The sequence below is a fragment of the Pseudomonas sp. ADAK18 genome (assembly GCF_012935695.1).
Lineage (GTDB): Bacteria > Pseudomonadota > Gammaproteobacteria > Pseudomonadales > Pseudomonadaceae > Aquipseudomonas.
This window is the reverse complement of record NZ_CP052859.1, coordinates 2,894,572-2,912,826: the sequence shown is the minus strand read 5'-3', so window position 1 is coordinate 2,912,826 and position 18,255 is coordinate 2,894,572. Positions and strand designations below refer to the sequence as shown.

The 18,255-nt window shown below is 62.0% G+C and carries 17 protein-coding genes; 8 read left to right on the top strand and 9 right to left on the bottom strand.

What is annotated here, in order from left to right; genetic code table 11:
• Positions 1–8: 8 nt before the first annotated feature.
• The 9 genes from HKK55_RS12990 to HKK55_RS12950 are packed head-to-tail and all read right to left on the bottom strand — an operon-like array spanning position 9 to position 8,183.
• Positions 9–1,691: a thiamine pyrophosphate-binding protein gene (locus HKK55_RS12990; protein WP_169355056.1), complete on the bottom strand. Its 1,683-nt coding sequence runs from the start codon at positions 1,689–1,691 to the stop codon at positions 9–11.
• Positions 1,684–2,481: an SDR family oxidoreductase gene (locus HKK55_RS12985; RefSeq protein WP_169355055.1), complete on the bottom strand. Its 798-nt coding sequence runs from the start codon at positions 2,479–2,481 to the stop codon at positions 1,684–1,686. Before HKK55_RS12985 ends, HKK55_RS12990 begins: the two co-directional genes overlap by 8 nt.
• Before the next feature lies 1 nt (position 2,482).
• The gene (locus HKK55_RS12980) at positions 2,483–3,316 is read right to left on the bottom strand and encodes an IclR family transcriptional regulator (RefSeq protein ID WP_169355054.1); all 834 of its coding nucleotides are present in this window, start codon (positions 3,314–3,316) and stop codon (positions 2,483–2,485) included.
• Positions 3,313–4,188 (bottom strand): alpha/beta fold hydrolase, encoded by an 876-nt coding sequence (locus HKK55_RS12975; protein WP_169355053.1) that lies wholly within the window; start codon positions 4,186–4,188, stop codon positions 3,313–3,315. Before HKK55_RS12975 ends, HKK55_RS12980 begins: the two co-directional genes overlap by 4 nt.
• Before the next feature lie 4 nt (positions 4,189–4,192).
• Positions 4,193–4,732, bottom strand: a complete 540-nt coding sequence (locus HKK55_RS12970) for a cupin domain-containing protein (protein WP_169355052.1) — start codon at positions 4,730–4,732, stop codon at positions 4,193–4,195.
• A 13-nt stretch (positions 4,733–4,745) separates the two neighbouring features.
• Positions 4,746–5,513 carry an SDR family oxidoreductase gene (locus tag HKK55_RS12965; protein WP_169355051.1) on the bottom strand — a complete coding sequence of 256 codons (768 nt, stop codon included), beginning with the start codon at positions 5,511–5,513 and terminating at the stop codon, positions 4,746–4,748.
• Positions 5,510–6,286: an ABC transporter permease gene (locus HKK55_RS12960; RefSeq protein WP_169355050.1), complete on the bottom strand. Its 777-nt coding sequence runs from the start codon at positions 6,284–6,286 to the stop codon at positions 5,510–5,512. The genes HKK55_RS12965 and HKK55_RS12960 overlap by 4 nt, the downstream gene beginning before the upstream one ends.
• 28 nt (positions 6,287–6,314) lie before the next feature.
• On the bottom strand, positions 6,315–7,307 hold the full coding sequence (locus HKK55_RS12955; protein WP_169355049.1) for an ABC transporter substrate-binding protein: 993 nt from the start codon (positions 7,305–7,307) through the stop codon (positions 6,315–6,317).
• Positions 7,308–7,346: 39 nt separating this feature from the next.
• Positions 7,347–8,183: an ABC transporter ATP-binding protein gene (locus HKK55_RS12950; protein WP_237151371.1), complete on the bottom strand. Its 837-nt coding sequence runs from the start codon at positions 8,181–8,183 to the stop codon at positions 7,347–7,349.
• A 462-nt stretch (positions 8,184–8,645) separates the two neighbouring features.
• Here HKK55_RS12950 and HKK55_RS12945 point away from each other — a divergent pair, with 462 nt between their 5' ends.
• The 8 genes from HKK55_RS12945 (at position 8,646) to HKK55_RS12910 (ending at position 18,057) form a co-directional block, all read left to right on the top strand.
• Positions 8,646–9,044, top strand: a complete 399-nt coding sequence (locus HKK55_RS12945) for a cytidine deaminase (RefSeq protein WP_169355047.1) — start codon at positions 8,646–8,648, stop codon at positions 9,042–9,044.
• A gap of 54 nt (positions 9,045–9,098) precedes the next feature.
• Positions 9,099–10,364, top strand: coding sequence for a NupC/NupG family nucleoside CNT transporter (locus tag HKK55_RS12940; RefSeq protein ID WP_169355046.1), 1,266 nt, complete (start codon positions 9,099–9,101; stop codon positions 10,362–10,364).
• An 11-nt stretch (positions 10,365–10,375) separates the two neighbouring features.
• Positions 10,376–11,683: a thymidine phosphorylase gene (gene deoA / locus HKK55_RS12935; RefSeq protein WP_169355045.1), complete on the top strand. Its 1,308-nt coding sequence runs from the start codon at positions 10,376–10,378 to the stop codon at positions 11,681–11,683.
• Positions 11,680–12,897 carry a phosphopentomutase gene (locus HKK55_RS12930; protein WP_169355044.1) on the top strand — a complete coding sequence of 406 codons (1,218 nt, stop codon included), beginning with the start codon at positions 11,680–11,682 and terminating at the stop codon, positions 12,895–12,897. Before deoA ends, HKK55_RS12930 begins: the two co-directional genes overlap by 4 nt.
• A gap of 356 nt (positions 12,898–13,253) precedes the next feature.
• Entirely contained in the window at positions 13,254–15,440 is a 2,187-nt protein-coding gene (locus HKK55_RS12925) for a xanthine dehydrogenase family protein molybdopterin-binding subunit (RefSeq protein ID WP_169355043.1), read from the top strand.
• Positions 15,441–15,449: 9 nt separating this feature from the next.
• Entirely contained in the window at positions 15,450–15,923 is a 474-nt protein-coding gene (locus tag HKK55_RS12920; protein ID WP_169355042.1) for a (2Fe-2S)-binding protein, read from the top strand.
• The gene (locus HKK55_RS12915) at positions 15,920–17,224 is read left to right on the top strand and encodes a cytochrome c (RefSeq protein WP_169355041.1); all 1,305 of its coding nucleotides are present in this window, start codon (positions 15,920–15,922) and stop codon (positions 17,222–17,224) included. The genes HKK55_RS12920 and HKK55_RS12915 overlap by 4 nt, the downstream gene beginning before the upstream one ends.
• A gap of 341 nt (positions 17,225–17,565) precedes the next feature.
• A complete protein-coding gene (locus HKK55_RS12910; RefSeq protein ID WP_169355040.1) occupies positions 17,566–18,057 on the top strand; it encodes an acyl-CoA thioesterase in 492 nt (163 codons plus the stop codon).
• Positions 18,058–18,255: the final 198 nt, after the last annotated feature.

Sequence of the window (18,255 nt, the reverse complement as noted above, 5' to 3'; positions counted from 1 at the left end):
GGCGATCCTCAGGCGTTGGCCTTTTGGGCTTTGGTTTCGCTGTTGGGCGGGCCGGCGAACTGGGTGGCGAAGTTGCCGACGCTGAGCATGTCGACTTCCAGCAGGAACGGGCCGGGCTGGCTCAGGGCGCTGTCGACGACGCGGCCAAAATCCTTGAGGTCGGTGACCAACCCGTGGCGCAGCCCCATGGACTCGGCGAGCTGGGTGTAGTCCGGGGTGTGCAGGTCGACGTAGCAATGGCGGCTGCCGTAGACCGCGTCCTGGATGTTGCGAATCACGCCGTAGCGCTGGTCGTTCATCAGCAGGATCACCAGGTTGGCTTTCTCCTGAACCAGGGTCGCCAGTTCACCCAGGTTCAAGATGAAGCCGCCGTCACCGGCCAGGGCGAACACCTTGCGCTCTGGCGCCGTTTCAGCGGCGGCCACGGCCGCGCCGATGCCCATGGCCAGGCCTTGGCCAATGCCGCCACCCAGGGCGTGCACGCCGGCACGTGGGTGATAAAGCGTCAGCAGACGGTTGCCCCAGATGCTGTTGGACAACGTCACGTCGCGCACCCAGGAGAAGTTGCGACCGGTGCTGGCTTGCAGTTGCTCGACCATGGCCGAGTAGGGGCCCAGGTCAGCGATCAGTTGGTGGCGGGATTGCTCGCGAACGGCCTTGAGTTCATCGAGGAAGTTCGGGTCGATCTGCAGGCGACCTTCCAGACGGTCCGCCAGGCCTTCGAGGGCCAATGCCGCGTCACCGCAGATGAACAGTTCGCTGGCGTAACTACGGCCTTCGATCGCCGGGTTGGCGTCAATGCGCAGGGTGTTTTGCGGCAATTTCAGCGCGTACTTGAAGGTCTCGTTACTGCGCAGGCGGGAGCCGGCGATCAGCAGCGCGTCACAGGTTTGCAGGAATTGCTCGACCCGTTTGTTCTGCGAGAACGCACCGAGGCAGCGCTCGTCGTCCTCGTTGACCACGCCACGGCCCTGGGTCGAGGTGATCACACCCACACCCATCGCCAGCAGGCGCTTGACCGCATGCCCGGCATGCCGTGCGCCACCGCCGAGCCAGAGCATCGGGCGCTTGGCACTGGCCAATCGGTCGGCCACCAGGTCGAGGGCTTCGCGGGGCGGGACGGCGACCGGGATCGGCAGGGGCGTCAGGTCGGTGGGCATTGGAATGAAGGCCGACTGGATGTCGATCGGAATCTCGACGCTGACGGGCCCGGTAGGTACCGTCAGAGCGGTCTGCACCGCAAGCTTCAAGGTGCTGATGGCGGTCTCGACACTGCGCACCCGAAACGCGGCTTTCGACACGGCCTTGAGCATGTTCAATTGGTCACGGGCTTCGTGGATGTACGCCAGTTCCTGGTCCAGGTACGGCGTTTCGATCTGCCCGGTGATGTGCAGCAGCGGCGTGCCGGCGGTTTGCGCTTCAACCAGGGCACCGGCGGCGTTGCCGGCCGCGGTGCCGGTGGACGTTAGGCACACACCCAGGCCACCGGTGGTGCGGGCATAGGCGTCGGCCATGTTGGCCGCGCCGGCTTCACCCCGGGACATGACAAAGCGGATATTGCCGCGCACGGCAAAGGCGTCGAGGATCGGCATGTTGTGGATCGAGATCACGCCGAAGGCGGCTTTGACATCGCACTGCTCAAGAAAGGCCGTGATAGCAGCGCCAACGGTGACAGTATTTTCATTACGCATGGCGGGACAGGCCTCCGGATACATCGATATGGCTGCCTGTGGTGTAAGCCGACAGAGGCGAGGCCAGAAACAGGATCGCGCGGGCCGCTTCAATCGGCAGGCCCAGGCGCCCCAAGGGAATGTGTTTTTTGTGAGCCAGTTGGGCGGTCCACTGGCTCCAGTCCAGGTCCCGCTCTTCACGTGCCTCGAAACGGCGGCGCCATTGGCCGGATTCCACCAGGCCGATGAGGATGCCGTTGACCCGAATACCGTCAGGCGCAAACTCGGTGGCCATCGAGCGCACCAGGTTCATCACCCCGGCGCGGGCGGCGGAGGTGGCGACCATGTGCGGCTCCGGCTGGCTGGCCAGCAGCGAGTTGACGCACACGATGGCCGCGTCGGTCTGTGCCTTGAGCTGCGCCTTGAAGGCGCGGACCGGGTGAATCACCGAGAAGAATTTCAGGTTCAGCTCTTCGGTCCAGGCGTCATCGCTGGTGTCCTGGAAGGTTGAAACACGGCCTTGCCCGGCGTTGTTGATCAACACGCTGGCGGCGCCCAGTGCACGCTCGCTGGCGGCCGCAAAGGCCTTGACCGATTGGGCGTCGAGTACGTTACAGACCTCGGCCAGCAGGCGCGCATCGGGAAAGCGTTGACGCAGTTGCGCTTCAGCGCTGCGCAGACGTTCTTCATTGCGCCCACAAAAGGCGACTGCCGCGCCGGCTTCCAGCAGCAACTCGACGCACGCCAAGCCAATGCCGGAGGAGCCGCCCGTGACGATCGCCGTGCGACCTTGCAGTTGATAAAGGCTCATCTCAATCTCTCATCAGTGCGGTGACACGGGGCTGCCCGTCGTGGGCACCGCCGTTGTAGTTGAGCAGGTGGGACAACTCATCGGCGCTGCGTCTCACCTGCGACAGCAGTTCCTGAAAGTTCACATGGCCGATCTGGGTGGTGGGGATGGTCACGCCCAGCGCTGCGGCAATGCGTCCACTCTGGTCGCGTACCGGTGCGGCGACGGTGGAGATCGCCGACTCGAAGAACCCTTCGCCACTGACGAAGCCACGCTGACGGTCGGCTTGAACCATGTTGAACAGTTCCATCACGGTTTTCGGCGTGCATTCGGAGTGCTGTTCCAGGTGTTCCTCCGGGTACAACTCGCGCAGCTCGGTCAGGGACAGGTCTTCCAACAGGATGCGTCCCAGCACGGTGGCATGGGCCGGCAGGCGGGTGCCGACGTTGACCGCACTGGAGAACACCGACGGCGGCGAAACCTTGGCCACGTACACAATCGAACGCCCGTCACGCACCACCAGGTTGCTGGGGTAGTTGAGCCGGTCGCACAGCCGCGCCAGCAACGGTTGACCCAGTTCGGTCAGCTCCAGGGACGCGAGGTATTCAAAGCCCAGGCGCAACACCGACATGCCGAGGCGGTATTCATTGCCGCTGCGGGTGACGAAACCCATGGTTTCCAGGGTGGTGAGCAGGCGAAAGATCGTCGAGCGTGGTAGGGCCAGTCGCCGCGCCAGTTCCGGTGCGGTCAGGGTGCGATTGCGCCGGGTGAATTCGCAGAGCAGCAGCAGACCGCGCTCCAGGCCTGGCACGATGTATTTGTCCTGAGCGTCCTTCAGCAGATCTGAGTCGTTCATAGGGTTCTACCTGTCAGGGATTCTTTGATGGCAAAGGCCAGGCGGCCTGCAACCACCAGCGGTTGTTCGATGGGGCTGGCGTGCCCGGCGTCGGCGATCAGGCTCAAGTGCGCACCCAGGGCCTTGGCCAGAGGCAGGCAGCCCTCCGGTGGGGTAATGCCGTCGTCCTGCCCGCAATGCACTTCACACGGCATCGACAGCGGGGCGTGGCGCAACAGATCGTCGCCACACAGCAGTTCGATGGCCTGGCGATAACCGTCGGGGTTGAGCCGCGCCATGTTCCAGCGCACCCACGCGAGAGCCTGTGGCGAGGCCTTTGCGGACACCATATGGGCGCTGCGTTGCTCGGCGTTACCCTGGATGCCCACCTGTTCCAGCGACCGCAGGCGCTTGGTGCGCACCTCCTGGCGTTGCTGGCTACGGGACGGATCGCCGTAGCCACGGGCCGGGCTGATCAGCACCAGGCGGCTGACCCGGTTGGCATGCAAGCGGGCAAACGCTACGGCGGTCAGGGCGCCCAGGGAATGGCCGACCAGCACGCAGTGCTCGATGTGCAGGCCGTCGAGCAATTGCAAAAGGCGTTGGGCATAGGCCTCGGCCTTCGGTGCCAGGTCTTCCAGCGGCGTGGAGTCGCCATAGCCAGGGGCGTCCCAGGCGATCACCCGAGCGCCGGGGGCCAATTGTTGCGCGACCTGCAACCACGAGGCTGCGCCCGAGCCGATGCCGTGGAGCAGGACAATGGCCGGGCCGCTGCCGCACTCACGCAGGGCCTGCCGGCCACCGTCGATCGTCAGCGTGCGCTGAGGAAAGTCGGCGACCAGGCGAGCCTCGAGGGTCGCGGTCAATGGGGTGTGATCGACGCTGGGTAACATGGGCTTATCCGCGCTTGATCGAGGCCAGAGGGTGCTCTGGCGGGTAAGTCGGGGTGACGGGCTTTTTCGCCCCGAGCATCACGCACATCAGCGCGTCTTCATCGCCGATGTTGATTTCTTCGCGGTAGACGCCTGGCGGTACGGAGATCACGTCGCGGTCGGTGAGGATGGTTTCAAAGCGTTCCCCGTCCTTCTCGATCACCACCTTGAGTTTGCCCCGCAGCACGAAGAACACTTCTTCGACGTCGGTGTGCAGGTGCGGTGGCCCCTCGTGACCGGCCGGAATTACCATGGTGGAAAAGGTGAAGTGCTCCGACGGGATGGTGTTCATGTCGGTGCTGACCCCGGTGCCGCCCGTGCCGATATAACGCATTTGCGCGCGGCGGAACTTGGGGTCGTAGTCGGCCTGGAACTTCAAGGCATCCCAGTCGTATTTACGCGTCTCGTAGCGCGCGATACGGGTGCTCATCCAGCTCTCCAGGCTCGCGCCAGCGGGTCGTTCCCAGGTTTTCGGGGTGTCTTGCGAAGCGGATAGGTCGGTCATGGCAGTCTCCAGATCAAGGCATGACGAACCCGCCGTTGACCGGCAGGGTTTGTCCAGTGATAAAGCGGGCAAGGTCGGACAGCGCAAACAGCACCGCGCCGCTGACGTCTTCGGGCAGTTGCGGGCGCTTCAGGGCGCGCTGGTCGTTGTACAAACGGTGGCGTGCTTCAGGCACGTAGGCGGTGGCTTCCACCAACACCAGGCCGGGCGCGATGGCGTTGACGGTGATGTTGTCGGCCCCCAGTTCGCGGGCCAGGCTGCGGGTCATGGCGATGATCGCGCCCTTGCTGGCGACGTAAGCCAGCAGGTTCGGCGCGCCCCACAGCGGCGTGTCGGAGGCCAGGTTGACGATGGCTCCGTGGCCGCTGGCGCGCAGGGCCGGCAGGCAGGCGGTGGTCATCAGCCAGGTGCCGCGCACGTTGACTTGCATGACCTGGTCCCAGGTCTCAAGGCTCAACTCTTCGCAGCTTTTGCCGCCGGAATTGGTGATCGAGGCGTTGTTGACCAGTCCATCCAGCCCACCGAGCACCCGCAGGGTTTCACTGATGCAGGTGTCGATGGAGGCAGGCTGTGCGAGGTCAACCGTCACGGCTTGAACATCCAGGCCCTGGCCCTGCAACTCGGCGGCGGCCTGTTGTACGCGCTCGGCCAGCACGTCGGCAATCACCACCCGGGCACCGGCATGGCCGATGGCTTGGGCGAAGGCGTAACCCAGGCCACGGGCACCGCCGGTAACGAGTACCCGGCGACCTTCGAGTAAACGATTGAGGTTCGTCATCATTGGGTACTCAACATAGCTTTGGGCATGTAGTGCAGGACGCGTTTTTCGGCCCAGACCACGGCGCCGTAGGCGATCACGCCGATCAGGGTGAGCATGACGATGGCGACGAACACGCCTGCGGTGTTGCCTTGGCCTTCGGCGTCCACCAGCAGGAAGCCCAGGCCCTGGTTACCGCCCACCAGTTCACCGACGGTGACGCCGATCACTGCCAGGGTTGAAGCGATGCGCAAGCCGGAGAACAGCGCGGCCATGGCCGAAGGGAACTCCACCAGGCGAAAGATCTGCCAGCGGCTGGCGTTCATGGTGCGCACCAGGTTGATCATGTCGGGGTCAACGGTACGGATTGCCGACAGCACGTTGATCATCACCGGGAAAAACACGATCAGGATGGCGATCAGGATTTTCGGGTAGATGGTGTAGCCCAGCCACATCACGAACAGCGGCGCAAAGGCCACCTTCGGGGCGATCTGCAAGGCCAGGATGTACGGCGACAACATGGCCTCAGCCGCCGGCGACAAGCCGAGCGAGACGCCAATCACTACGCCCAGCAGGGCGCCCAGGCCGAAGCCGACGATGATCTCCAGCGCCGTGATCAGGGTGTGTTCCAGCAGGCCGCCGGTGTGCCACATCACCAGGCTTTCCTGGGCCACGCGGCTCAGTTGGGGCATGACGAATTCGGGCATGCCCAGCAGTCCCGGGCCCCATTGCCAGAGCGCCAGGAACAGCATCAACAGCACAGCGCTGCCGAGCATGGAGGTATTAAGGTTTTTCATCGTGTCGTTACCTTGTGGTCACAGGCCGTTATTGCGCAGCCAACGGCGGGTCGACGAACTGGTTGGTGTAGAGCTCGTCGAGCTTGGGTTCCTGGCTGACGATGCCTTCGCTGACGTAGAACTGGCGGACCTTGTCCAGGCGAGCGGGGTCGATGTGGCCGAGTACGCTCTGGTTGGCGTAAACGTGCTCGACGTAAAGCTTGAACACCTTCTCCAGGGAGTCTTCCTTGCCGGCGTAGGCTGGGACCGCTTTGGCGAAGGTCACGGCGGCGGCGCGCGGGTCGGCAATGATGTCGCGCATGCCTTGCAGGGTGGCCTGGACCACGCCACGCACCACTTGTGGGTGGTTTTTAATCGCGTCATCGGAAGCGAGGATCGCCTGGGCCATGCTTTCGAAAATCTGGTCCTGGGGAATCAGCTTGACGTTCAGTCCGGCCTCCTGGGCATTGACCACCCAGTCCGGTACACCCGCCATGGCCTGGGCCTTGTTGGCCGAGAACAACTGCCAGACCCCGGCAGGGCCGGCGGCCTGGATGTTGACGTCGGTCTTGCTCAAGCCGGCTTTGCGCAGGGTGGCGAGGAGGGCGTAGTAGGTGGTGTCGGAGTAGGACATCACCGTCATGGTCTTGCCCTTGAGGTCGCTGACGGTGTTGATGTTGTCGCCAGCGTTGGTGGCAATCATCGTCACGCCGCCGGCCCCCAGTACGGCCACTGCGCGCACCGGAATGCCATTGGCCCGGACCACAATCGGCGTGTCGCCAATCGCACCGCCGAGCAAGGCATTGCCGGCACCGATCTGCTTGGCCACGTCGACACCGCCCTTGGCGGCAATGAACGTCAGGTTCAGGTCCTGGGCGGCGTAGTAGCCTTTTTCCTTGGCAATAATCCATGGCGCAAAGGCCGGCGAGTTGGGTGGCGCCGGCAGCAGGTAGGTGACGTCAGTAGGCTGCGCCTGGACGCCGGCGGCCAGGCCGAGGCCAAGACCGAGCACGCAGAATCGTTGAAACAGAGACGTGAGCATGGACACTCCGGAATCAGTTAAGGGCATCAAGGACGGTGATCAGTGCAGTTCGGTGTCGGCGCCCACTTGCAGCAACTCCATCAGGCGGCCAACCAGCGGGCCGATTTCCGGCAGCTTGCGGCGCTCTAATGGGTTGTCGCGAAACGGCAGGTCGATGGTGATTTCTTCGATGATGGTGCCGGGGCGGGCGCTCATAACCAGCAACCGATCGGACATGGCGATGCCTTCGATCAAGTCGTGGGTGATGAACAGCGCGGTCTTCTTTTCATCGAACAGCATTCGCGCCATGTCCTGTTGCAGGATCATCTTGGTCTGGGCATCGAGGGCGGAAAACGGCTCATCGAGAAACAGCACCTGCGGATCAATCGCCAGGGTACGGGCCAGTGCCGCACGCTGGCGCATGCCGCCGGACAATTGGAAGGGGTAGTGATCGGCGAAGCCCTGCAGATGGCAGCGGTCCAGCAGTTCTTTCGCCACGGCTTCGCGCTTGGCCCGAGCGACGCCTTGAATCTCCAGGCCCAACTCGACGTTACGGCGAATGCTGCGCCACGGCATCAGCAGGTCTTTCTGCAGCATGAACGCGACTTTGCGGACGGGGCCGGTGACCGCTTCACCGCCTACGAACACTTCACCTTCACTGGGGCGATACAGACCCGAGCCCATATTAAGGATGGTGCTCTTGCCGCAACCCGATGGGCCAATGATCGACACCACTTCACCGCGACGAATCTTGAAATTCACCTCGCGTATGGCGAAAGGGGCCTCGGACTTTCCTTTGGCCGGGAAACATTTACCGACGTTACGAAACTCAATTTCAGTCGGCTCCAGCTCTTCCTTGTGAACAGGCGTATTCCATTGTGCGGCGACGGCGTGCATCTCATTCACAGCCATGGGAGGGGTCTCTGGTCTGTTTTATAGGTGATACGGCGTTTAGTGCATGAACAATGCCAGGTGTTTTTATTGAAGTGACTTTGTTGGAAAGTGCTTATTTATTAATAGGTTGTAAGTATTCGTAACAAGCATTGATGTTTCGTATATGAAACAAGGTTTCTTATCTGGCACGAAAATGCACATCGGCAATGCATTTCACCGCGACGTGCCTCACGAGGTAACGCGCGGCGAGGGTTGACGTTTTATGGGTGAAACCGATTGAGGCTTCCAGTGATGCTGCGTGCGATAAATGTGCGTGCTGGAGGCGAGGGGAGTGTCCGGCAGTTACCTTTGTTCACTTCCGTTTAAAAAAGATTGAATATTCACAGAAAATGTTATTTAAATACCAAAATAATAGCGCCACGACCTGCCTGGCCGTGGCCGCAAAAAAATGGGATGGCACTGTGAATGACTATTGAAGAGCGTTTGATGGAGCAGGCGAAGCGTGCTGCGCAGTGCACCTATTCGCCGTACTCCCATTTTCCTGTCGGTGCGGCGTTGCTGACCGCCGACGGTGAGGTGGTACAGGGCTGCAACGTGGAGAACATCTCTTACGGGCTGACCAACTGTGCCGAGCGCAGCGCCTTATTCAGTGCCATTAGTCAGGGCCATGCGCCGGGAAGCTTCAAGGTCATGGCTGTCTATGCACCAAACGTTTCACTGATAAGCCCTTGCGGTGCCTGCCGCCAGGTGATGCTGGAGTTGATGGCCAAGGATGCGGTGGTGATTTGCCAGGGCAGTGACCCGGCGGCCACGCGCATCTGGACCCTGGAGCAATTGCTGCCGGGCGCCTTCGACGCTTTCTAATCCTGGGCAGGCCTTCGGGCCTGCATTCGCTTGGTCCAATGTTGAGGCGCCTGCATGATCAGTCTTGTCGGAATAGCGACACTTATTGCCATTGCCATTGCTTTATCCCACCAACGACGTTCGATCAACTGGCGCACGGTTTCAGTAGCGTTTGTGATCCAGGTATTGATCGGCGCCTTCGCGTTGTACGTGCCTTGGGGCCAGACGGTGCTGGCCTCCTTATCTAATGCGGTGGCGTCGCTGCAGCTCTACGCCAACAAGGGCATCGAGTTTCTCTTCGGTGGCCTGAGTTCACCGCACATGTTTGAAGTGTTCGGCAATGGCGGGTTTGTGTTCGCCATCAGGGTATTGCCGATGATTGTGTTCTTCGGCAGCTTTATTTCGGTGCTGTATTACATCGGCGTGATGGGTTGGATTATCCGTCTGGTGGGCGGTGCCTTGCGTCTGTTGCTGGGCACCAGCCGTGTCGAGTCGATGGTGGTGACGTCGGCGATTTTCGTTGGCCAATCGGAGGTGCCGTTGGTGGTACGGCCGTTCATTGCCAAGCTGACACGCTCAGAGTTATTCGCGGTAATGGTCGGTGGTTTCGCTGCCGTGGCCGGTTCCGTATTACTGGGTTATGCGGGGCTGGGTGTGGAGCTCAAGTACCTGATCGCGGCGTGTTTCATGTCGGCACCGGGGGCCTTGCTGATGGCCAAGCTGATGGAGCCGGAAACCGAAGTCGCCCGGGCCGAACATCTGGTTGAAGAGCTGGGCCAGGCAGAGAACCGCCCCGCGAATATCATCGATGCCGCTGCCGAAGGGGCTCAGGTTGGCTTGCGCCTGGCCTTGTCCGTGGGCGCCATGCTGCTGGCTTTTATCGCCTTGATCGCGCTGTGCAACGGGTTGCTGGGCTGGGCAGGCAACTGGTTTGGCTTTCCGCAGCTGACGTTGCAACTGGTCCTTGGGCACGTGCTGGCGCCCATCGCCTTTCTGCTCGGGGTGCCGTGGCATGAGGCGGTGATGGCGGGCGGTTTCATCGGTGAAAAACTGGTGCTCAACGAGTTCGTCGCCTATGCCGACCTCTCTAACTACCTGACCCCGGCCAAGGCCGCCGAAGCCGGTGTGCCGCTGTTGTCGGTCCACACTCAAGTGATCGTCACCTTCGCCCTGTGCGGCTTTGCCAATCTGTCCTCGATCGCCATTCAGTTGGGCGGCCTGACGGGCATCGCCCCGCAACGTCGTCACGAACTGGCGCGGCTGGGCTTGCGGGCCATGATCGGCGGCACGCTCTCTAACCTGATGAGTGCGGCCATCGTCGGCTTTTTCATTTCGCTGTAAAGGAGTGCGGTATGTGGTTGCCACAAGAAGTAATTCGTCGTAAACGCGACGGACACGCCCTGACCGCGGCTGACATTCAACGGTTTGTCGCCGGCATTGCCGATGGCAGTCTCAGCGATGGGCAGGTGGCGGCGTTCGCCATGGCGGTATTTATCAAGGGCATGGACGTGACCGAGCGCATCGCATTGACCGAGGCAATGCGTGACTCCGGCCAAGTGTTGAGCTGGGCGTTGCCGGGGCCGATAGTGGACAAGCATTCCACGGGCGGCGTTGGCGACCTGATCAGCTTGATGCTGGCGCCTTTGCTGGCGGCCTGCGGCTGTTACGTGCCGATGATTTCCGGGCGTGGCCTGGGGCATACCGGCGGCACCCTGGACAAGCTCGAGAGCATCCCCGGCTACGACTGCCAACCCAGCCCCGAGCGGTTGCACGCAGTGGTCGCCGAAGTCGGTTGCGCCATCATCGGCCAGACCGCCAACCTTGCGCCGGCGGACAAGCGCTTGTATGTGATCCGCGATGTGACCGGGTCGGTGGAGTCGATTGATCTGATCACCGCGTCGATCCTCGGCAAGAAACTCGCCGCCGGCCTCGACGTATTGATCATGGACGTGAAGACCGGCAACGGTGCGTTCATGGCCGAGCCTGAGCAGGCTCGGGAACTGGCGGCCAGTATTGTCGCGGTGGCCAACGGTGCGGGGGTCAATACCCGCGCCCTGATCACCGACATGAACCAGCCGCTGGCGCGCAGTGCCGGCAATGCGCTGGAGGTTGCCGAAGCGGTGGCCTTGCTCAAGGGTGAGGTGCGCAGTGAACGCCTGTGGGCGGTGACCTTGGCGCTGGCCACTCAGGTACTGACGATGGCCGGCTTGGCGAGCGATGACGCGCAGGCCCGTGATCAGTTGCATCAGGCCTGGCAGAGCGGGGTGGCCCTGCAGCGATTCGAGCAGATGGTCAGTGCCTTGGGCGGCCCGCAGGACTTTACCCGCAACCCCGACGAGCATTTACCCAAGGCTGCTGTGTCGGTGCCGGTGTGGTCCCAGGAAGAAGGACGCGTCACCGAGATTGACACTCGGGCGGTGGGCTTGGCCGTGGTGGCGCTGGGCGGCGGACGCAGCCATCCGGACGACGTGCTGGACCTGTCCGTGGGCTTCAGCGAGTTGGCCTTTGTTGGTGAACAGGTGAGCGCGCAACGGCCCTTGGGTTGGGTGCACGCGCGCACTCCAGAGCAGGCCGAGCAGGGCGCATCCGCCTTGCGCGCAGCCTATCGGTTGGGCGGCGAACGCCTTGCCGCACGCGCCTTGATCCAGGACACCCTATGAACAAAGCCATCGTGTTGGTGCTGGACTCTCTGGGCATCGGTGCCAGTGCCGACGCTGCCCTTTTTGGCGATACAGGCGCCGATACGTTGCGCCATATCGCGCAGGCGTGTGTCCGTGGCGAGGCCGATGGGCCGTTGCGCAGGGGGCCACTGTCATTACCGAACCTGGGTCGGTTGGGATTGGGTGCCGCAGCGGCGGCCAGTGGCGACGGGCCGTTGCCGGGCAACTGGGGGGGCGCTGCGCCGATCGGGGCCTTCGGTCATGCACGGGAGCAATCCTCAGGCAAAGATACGCCGTCCGGGCACTGGGAAATGATGGGCGTACCGGTGTTGTTCGACTGGGGCTATTTCGAGCAACCGGTCGATTCCTTTCCGCCGCAGCTATTGGCTGATCTGATCGAGCAGGCTGGGTTGCCGGGTATCCTGGGCAATTGCCATGCCTCGGGCACCACCGTGCTGGATGAATTGGGCGAGGCGCACATCCGCAGCGGTCAGCCGATTTGCTACACCTCGGCTGACAGCGTGCTGCAGATCGCCGCCCACGAAAGCCATTTCGGGCTTGAGGCGCTGTACCGGGTGTGCGAGATCGCGCGCAAATTATGCGATGCATACACAGTCGGTCGGGTCATTGCCCGACCGTTTACGGGGGAACGTGCGGGCGAGTTTCGCCGCACCGGCAACCGCCGTGACTACACCGTCCCGCCGCCCTCGGCCACGCTGCTGGATCGCCTGTGCGAAGCCGGCGGCACCGTGCATGCGGTGGGCAAGATCGGCGATATTTTCGCCCATCGAGGCATCAGCCGTTTGTACAAGGCGGACGGCAACGATGCGCTGTTCGACGCCACGCTCAAGGCCTTCAAGGAGGCGCCAGACAACAGCTTGGTGTTCGCCAACTTCGTCGACTTCGACATGCTCTATGGGCATCGTCGGGACCTGGCCGGGTACGCTGCCGCGCTGGAGGCCTTCGACCGCAGGCTGCCGGAACTGCTGGCGTTGATGGACCCGCAGACGTTGCTGATCATCAGCGCCGACCACGGTTGCGACCCGTCGCGTCCCGGCAGCGATCACACCCGCGAGCATGTGCCTGTATTGGCCTTTGGTGCAGGCGTGGCGGCGGGATGGCTGGGTGAGAGGGGCAGCTTTGCCGATATCGGCCAGACACTGGCTGCGCATTTGGGAGTGGCGCCGTTGGCATGGGGAATCTCTTTTCTGTGACGGGATTGTCCGTCATCGCCTCGAGGATAAAAGCCCTCGATTGACAGGATCGTGCAAGAAATTGCCAGCTTCGTTCTATCTCCAAGTTGCCCCTGCCTGATCAACTACTGTGTCAGACAACTTGCGCCTGTATCCGCAAAGCATCGGTTGTTGCTTGCTCATAACTTGTCTGCTTGATTTAAATAGTAATCTTTATCATTAAGCTTTGCCTGGTTATGTAAAGTTTGCCCGCCGCTACTTGGTTGTTTGCGGTGCCTGCGAGTAATGTGTGTCATCAATAGATTGAAACGGGAACAGGCTGCAGGTGCTGTGCGGTATGGCATCTGTCGCGTCGATCACCAGGATGGAGTTATTTAATGAGCACTTCTGAAGTCTCGCTGTCTCGGCGTCAGTTTATTGTGGGCTCCAGCGTATTGGTTATTGGTGCCTATCTTCCGGGCAAGGGCGCGCAAGCCAAGTCCGGTGTTAATAACGAAGCCGCTTTTGTACCCAATGCCTTTGTGCAAATTGGGGAAGACGGCATTGTTACGGTATTGAGCAAACATTCCGAAATAGGCCAGGGCGTGTACACCGGTATGGCTACCTTAGTGGCCGAAGAACTGGACGCCGACTGGTCGCAGATGCGAGTCGTCGCGGCGCCGGTGGATACGGCGGTGTACAAGAACCTGACCTTTGGTTTCCAGGGCACCGGTGGTTCCAGTTCGGTGGCCAATGCCTACCAACAGATGCGCAGCATGGGCGCCATGGCGCGGGCCATGTTGGTCCAGGCAGCGGCGAAAGAATGGCAAGTGCCGGCGCAGCAGATCAGCGTCAAGCAGGGGCGAATCAGCCACGCGGCCAGTGGGCGTGAAGCCGGCTTCGGCGAGTTCGCAGCGCAGGCCGCCCGCTTGAGTGCCCCGGACCCTGCCTCGCTGACCCTCAAGGACCCGGCGAACTTCACCCTGATCGGTAAACAAACGGGTGTGCACCGTGTCGACTCGTTGGGCAAGACCAACGGCACGGCGCAGTTTTCTGAAGACATCCACGAACCGGACATGCTCACCGTCACCCTGGCCAAATCCCCGCGTTTTGGCGGCAAGGTCCGCAGCTTCGACGCCACCGAAGCCCTGGCGGTGCCAGGGGTGGTGGCGATCAAGCAGGTTGATACCGGCGTGGCCGTTTACGCCAAGGGCACCTGGGCGGCGATTCAGGGCCGTAACAAGCTGAAAGTCGAGTGGGACGACAGCCAGGCAGAAATGCGCAGCACTGAGCAGATCTTCACGGAGTTCCGTGAAGTGGCGCAGAAAACCGGTGCGGTTGCAAAAACCGTCGGGACGCCGGATGACGCCTTCAAAAACGCCGACAAGGTAATCGAAGCCGAGTACAGCTTTCCCTATGTGGCCCACGCGCCGATGGAGCCGCTGGGCGGCTATCTGTTCTGGGACGGCAACACCGTCAAGGCCCGCTACGGGTGCCAGATCCAGACCCTGGACCATAAACAGCTGTGCGACCTGTTCCAGTTACCGCCGGAAAAGGTCGAGATCGAAACCATCATGGCGGGCGGCAGCTTCGGTCGCCGTATCGACCTGGGTAACCCGGTACTGGGGCCAGACCTGGCGGCCGACATGGCCGCAGCGGCCAAGGGTATTGGGCCCGGCCACGGAATCAAGGTGGTCTGGACCCGTGAGGACGACCTGCGCAACGGCTGGTACCGGCCGATGATCCTGCACCGCCTGCGCGGAGCGATCCGGGGCGGCAAAGTGGTTGCCTGGACCGACACCATTGTTGGCCATTCCTGGACGCGTAACAGCGCCATGGATGCGCTGGTGGTCAATGGCGTGGACCTGATGATGGTCGAAGGCGCCAGCGAGATTCCCTATACCTTCGAGCACTTTCGTTGCGACGCACATATCGTCCCGGGCAAGGTACCGACCACCTCGTTGCGTTCGGTGGCCAGCACCCATACCGGGCATGCCGTCGAGAGTTTTATTGACCAACTGCTGCACGAAAGCGGCCAAGACCCGGTAGAAGGTCGCCTGGCCCTGATGGGCAATGCGCCTCGTGAAGCGGGTGTGTTGCGCGCAGTGGCCAAGGCCGCCAACTGGCAGGGGCCAGGTGTGATCGAGGGCAGGGCGCGCGGTGTCGGCGTGGCCAAGGCTTTTGGCACCTATGTGGCGCAGATTGCCGAGGTGTCTCTGGGCGAGGGCGGCGTGCCACGGGTACACAAAGTCTGGTGCGCGGTGGATTGCGGCATCGTGGTCAACCCCGATGTGGTGCGTGCCCAGATCGAAGGTGGCATCGGCTACGGCCTGGGCATTGCCTTGCACGGCAACATCAGCCTCAAGGACGGACTTGTCGAGCAGAGCAACTTCCACAACTACCGTCCCTTGCGTATCGACGAGATGCCGCAGATCGAAGTGATCATCGTGGCGTCGGGTGAGGTGCCCACCGGGGTCGGCGAACTGGGTGTCCCGGTCATTGCTCCGGCGGTGGGCAATGCCCTGGCCCAACTTGGACTGCCCCGTTCGTCTCTTAGCCTGCCTTTGCAGCGGCCCAGCGTATAAGGAATAACCATGATCAATCTGACCGTGAATGACCAGGTGCTGTCCTTCGAGGGCGACCCCAACATGCCACTGCTGTGGTTCCTGCGTGACGAAGCCGGCATGACCGGCACCAAATACGGCTGCGGCATGGCCATGTGTGGCGCCTGCACCGTGCACATGGACGGTGTGGCGGTGCGGTCTTGCGTGCTGCCGGTGTCCGCTGCACAGGGCAAGAAGCTGACCACCATCGAAGGCGTCGGCGCCACGCCGGTCGGCCAGGCGGTGCAGCAGGCCTGGGTCAATCTGGATGTGGTGCAGTGCGGTTACTGCCAGTCCGGGCAAATCATGAGCGCCAGTGCACTGTTGATGCAGAAGAGCACGCCGAGCGACGCGGATATTGATGCGGCCATGTCCGGTAACGTCTGCCGTTGCGCCACCTATGTGCGGATTCGTGCCGCTATCCACGAGGCTTCCGGTGCCCTCGACAAAGGTCAGCCGTCATGACGGGCGCGTGGAAACGCCTGCTGTGGTTGCTGGTCGCGGTGGCGGCGTTGGTGGTCGTCTATGTCCTGTATATCGTGCTACGGCCGGTGGGGGCTGAACCGGCCGCGCCGATTGCCGGTGCGCCAGCACAGATCACCGATCCGTTGGCCCGTGGCGAATACCTGGCCCGGGCGGCCGATTGCGTGGCCTGCCATACCCAGCCTGGCGGCCAGCCTTTTGCCGGGGGCCTGGCGTTCAAATTGCCGTTTGGCGTGATCTACGGCACCAATATCACTCCCGACCGTGAGACGGGCATCGGCAACTTGAGCGATGACCAGTTCGTGCGGGCGGTGCGCGATGGCGTCGGGCCTGAGGGCAACCTGTACCCGGCCATGCCTTACACCTCTTATGCGGCGTTGAGCCGTGAAGATGTGTTGGCGATAAAGGCTTACCTGTTCAGCCTGGCGCCGGTCAAACAGCCGAACCTGCGCAACGAGCTGCCATTCCCGTTCAACCAGCGCTGGGGCATGTCCTTCTGGAAGGTGGCGTTCTTCGATAACCGACGTTTTGCCGCCAACCCGGCCAAGAGCGAGGAGTGGAACCGTGGTGCCTACCTGGCTACCGCCCTGGGCCACTGTGGCGAATGCCACACCCCGCGCAACCTGGGGTTTGCGATGAAGCCCGGTCAGTACCTGTCCGGCGAAGTGATCCAGGGTTGGTACGCCGCCAATATCACCCCGCACCCGCAGAGCGGTATCGGCGGATGGAGCCAGGAGCAATTGGCGGCTTACCTGGCAACCGGTCACGCGCCAGGGCGCAGCAGCGCTTCCGGACCGATGGCGGAAGCGGTGGAGCACAGTCTGCAGTACCTCGTACCTGCCGACATCCAGGCGCTGGTGATGTATTTGCGCGACATACCGGCCCTTGCCGGTGACACGTCTGTCGCCGTCAACCTCAAGCCTGAAGGCGCCCTGGCCGCTAGCGTGGTCGCTCCGGCACAACAGCAGGATGCGTTTGGCCAGCGGCTGTTTGCGCAGAACTGCGTGGGTTGCCACCTGTGGAACGGGCAGGGGCGCCAGTCGTCTTATGCGTCATTGGTGGGCAGTACCGCCAGTAACGATCCGCAAGGACGCAGCGTGGTTCAGGTAATTCTCAACGGCACGCGTATCAGCATCGGCGACCACCACGAGTCCATGCCGGCCTTCGGTCAAAGCCATTCCGACGAGGAAGTGGCGGCTATCGCCAACTATGTGGTCACTCAGTTCGGTGGCAAGAAAGGCACTGTCACGCCCAACCAGGTCGCGCAGCAGCGTAAGCAATAGCGCGAAGCTGCGATGATGTAGCCGCTGCTGAGGCACGCAACTGCGATGGGTTGTAGCCGCTGTCGAGGCACGAGGCTGCGATGGGTTGCGTAGCGACCGCCCTCTGGGCGGTCGGCATCGCAGCCTTGTGCCTCGACAGCGGCTACAGACACTCTTTGTTGGCCGAAGAAATCAGCAAGATGCCCCTGCATTGTTACGCATTCCGCAAGTCTTTATTCCAATTGTTAGCTAGCTAACTATCTTCGATGCCTGATACGTTTCACCTCTCTAGGTCGCACCTCTGCGGCCTGAACGCCAGAACAACATGGCGACAATCACAATGCCTATCGTGAGAGGTCTGTATGGAACCTGGCAGTTATCAGTTGAGCATGAGCGTGCTCATGACCCCCGACAAAGCCAACTTTTCGGGCAACGTCCATGGCGGGGCGTTGCTCAAGATGCTCGATGAAGTGGCCTTTGCCTGCGCCAAGCGTTATGCCGGCCGTTATGTGGTGACCTTGTCGGTGGATCAGGTGATTTTCAAGGAGCCGATTCACGTCGGCGAACTGGTGACCTTCCTCGCGTCCGTCAACTACACCGGGCGCACTTCCCTGGAAGTCGGCGTGAAAGTGATGACCGAAAACATTCACGAGCGAACGGTGCGCCACACCAACAGTTGTTATTTCACCATGGTCGCGATCGACCCCGATGGGCGCCCATGCCCCGTGCGCCCGTTGCTGCCGGACACCCCAGGCGAATTACGTCGTTTTGCCCAAGCGCAATTGCGCAAGCAACAGCGCCAGGAGCTGCAAGCGCGCTACGCCGAGATTCGTGAGCTGGGTGCCGCCCGCTAGGCCTAATGCCAGTCAGTTAAGGAATGGAGATCCAACAAGCGAAGCAGATCCAGTGTGGGAGTTGTCGAGCCCCAGCGAGGCTGCGATGGCGTCGGCACCGTCAACATTGATGTTGCCTGACCCACCGCTATCGCAGCCTCGCTGGGGCTCGACAGCTCCCACCTTTGATCTTCTCTGTCTTGAGGTCTTGTGTTCGCT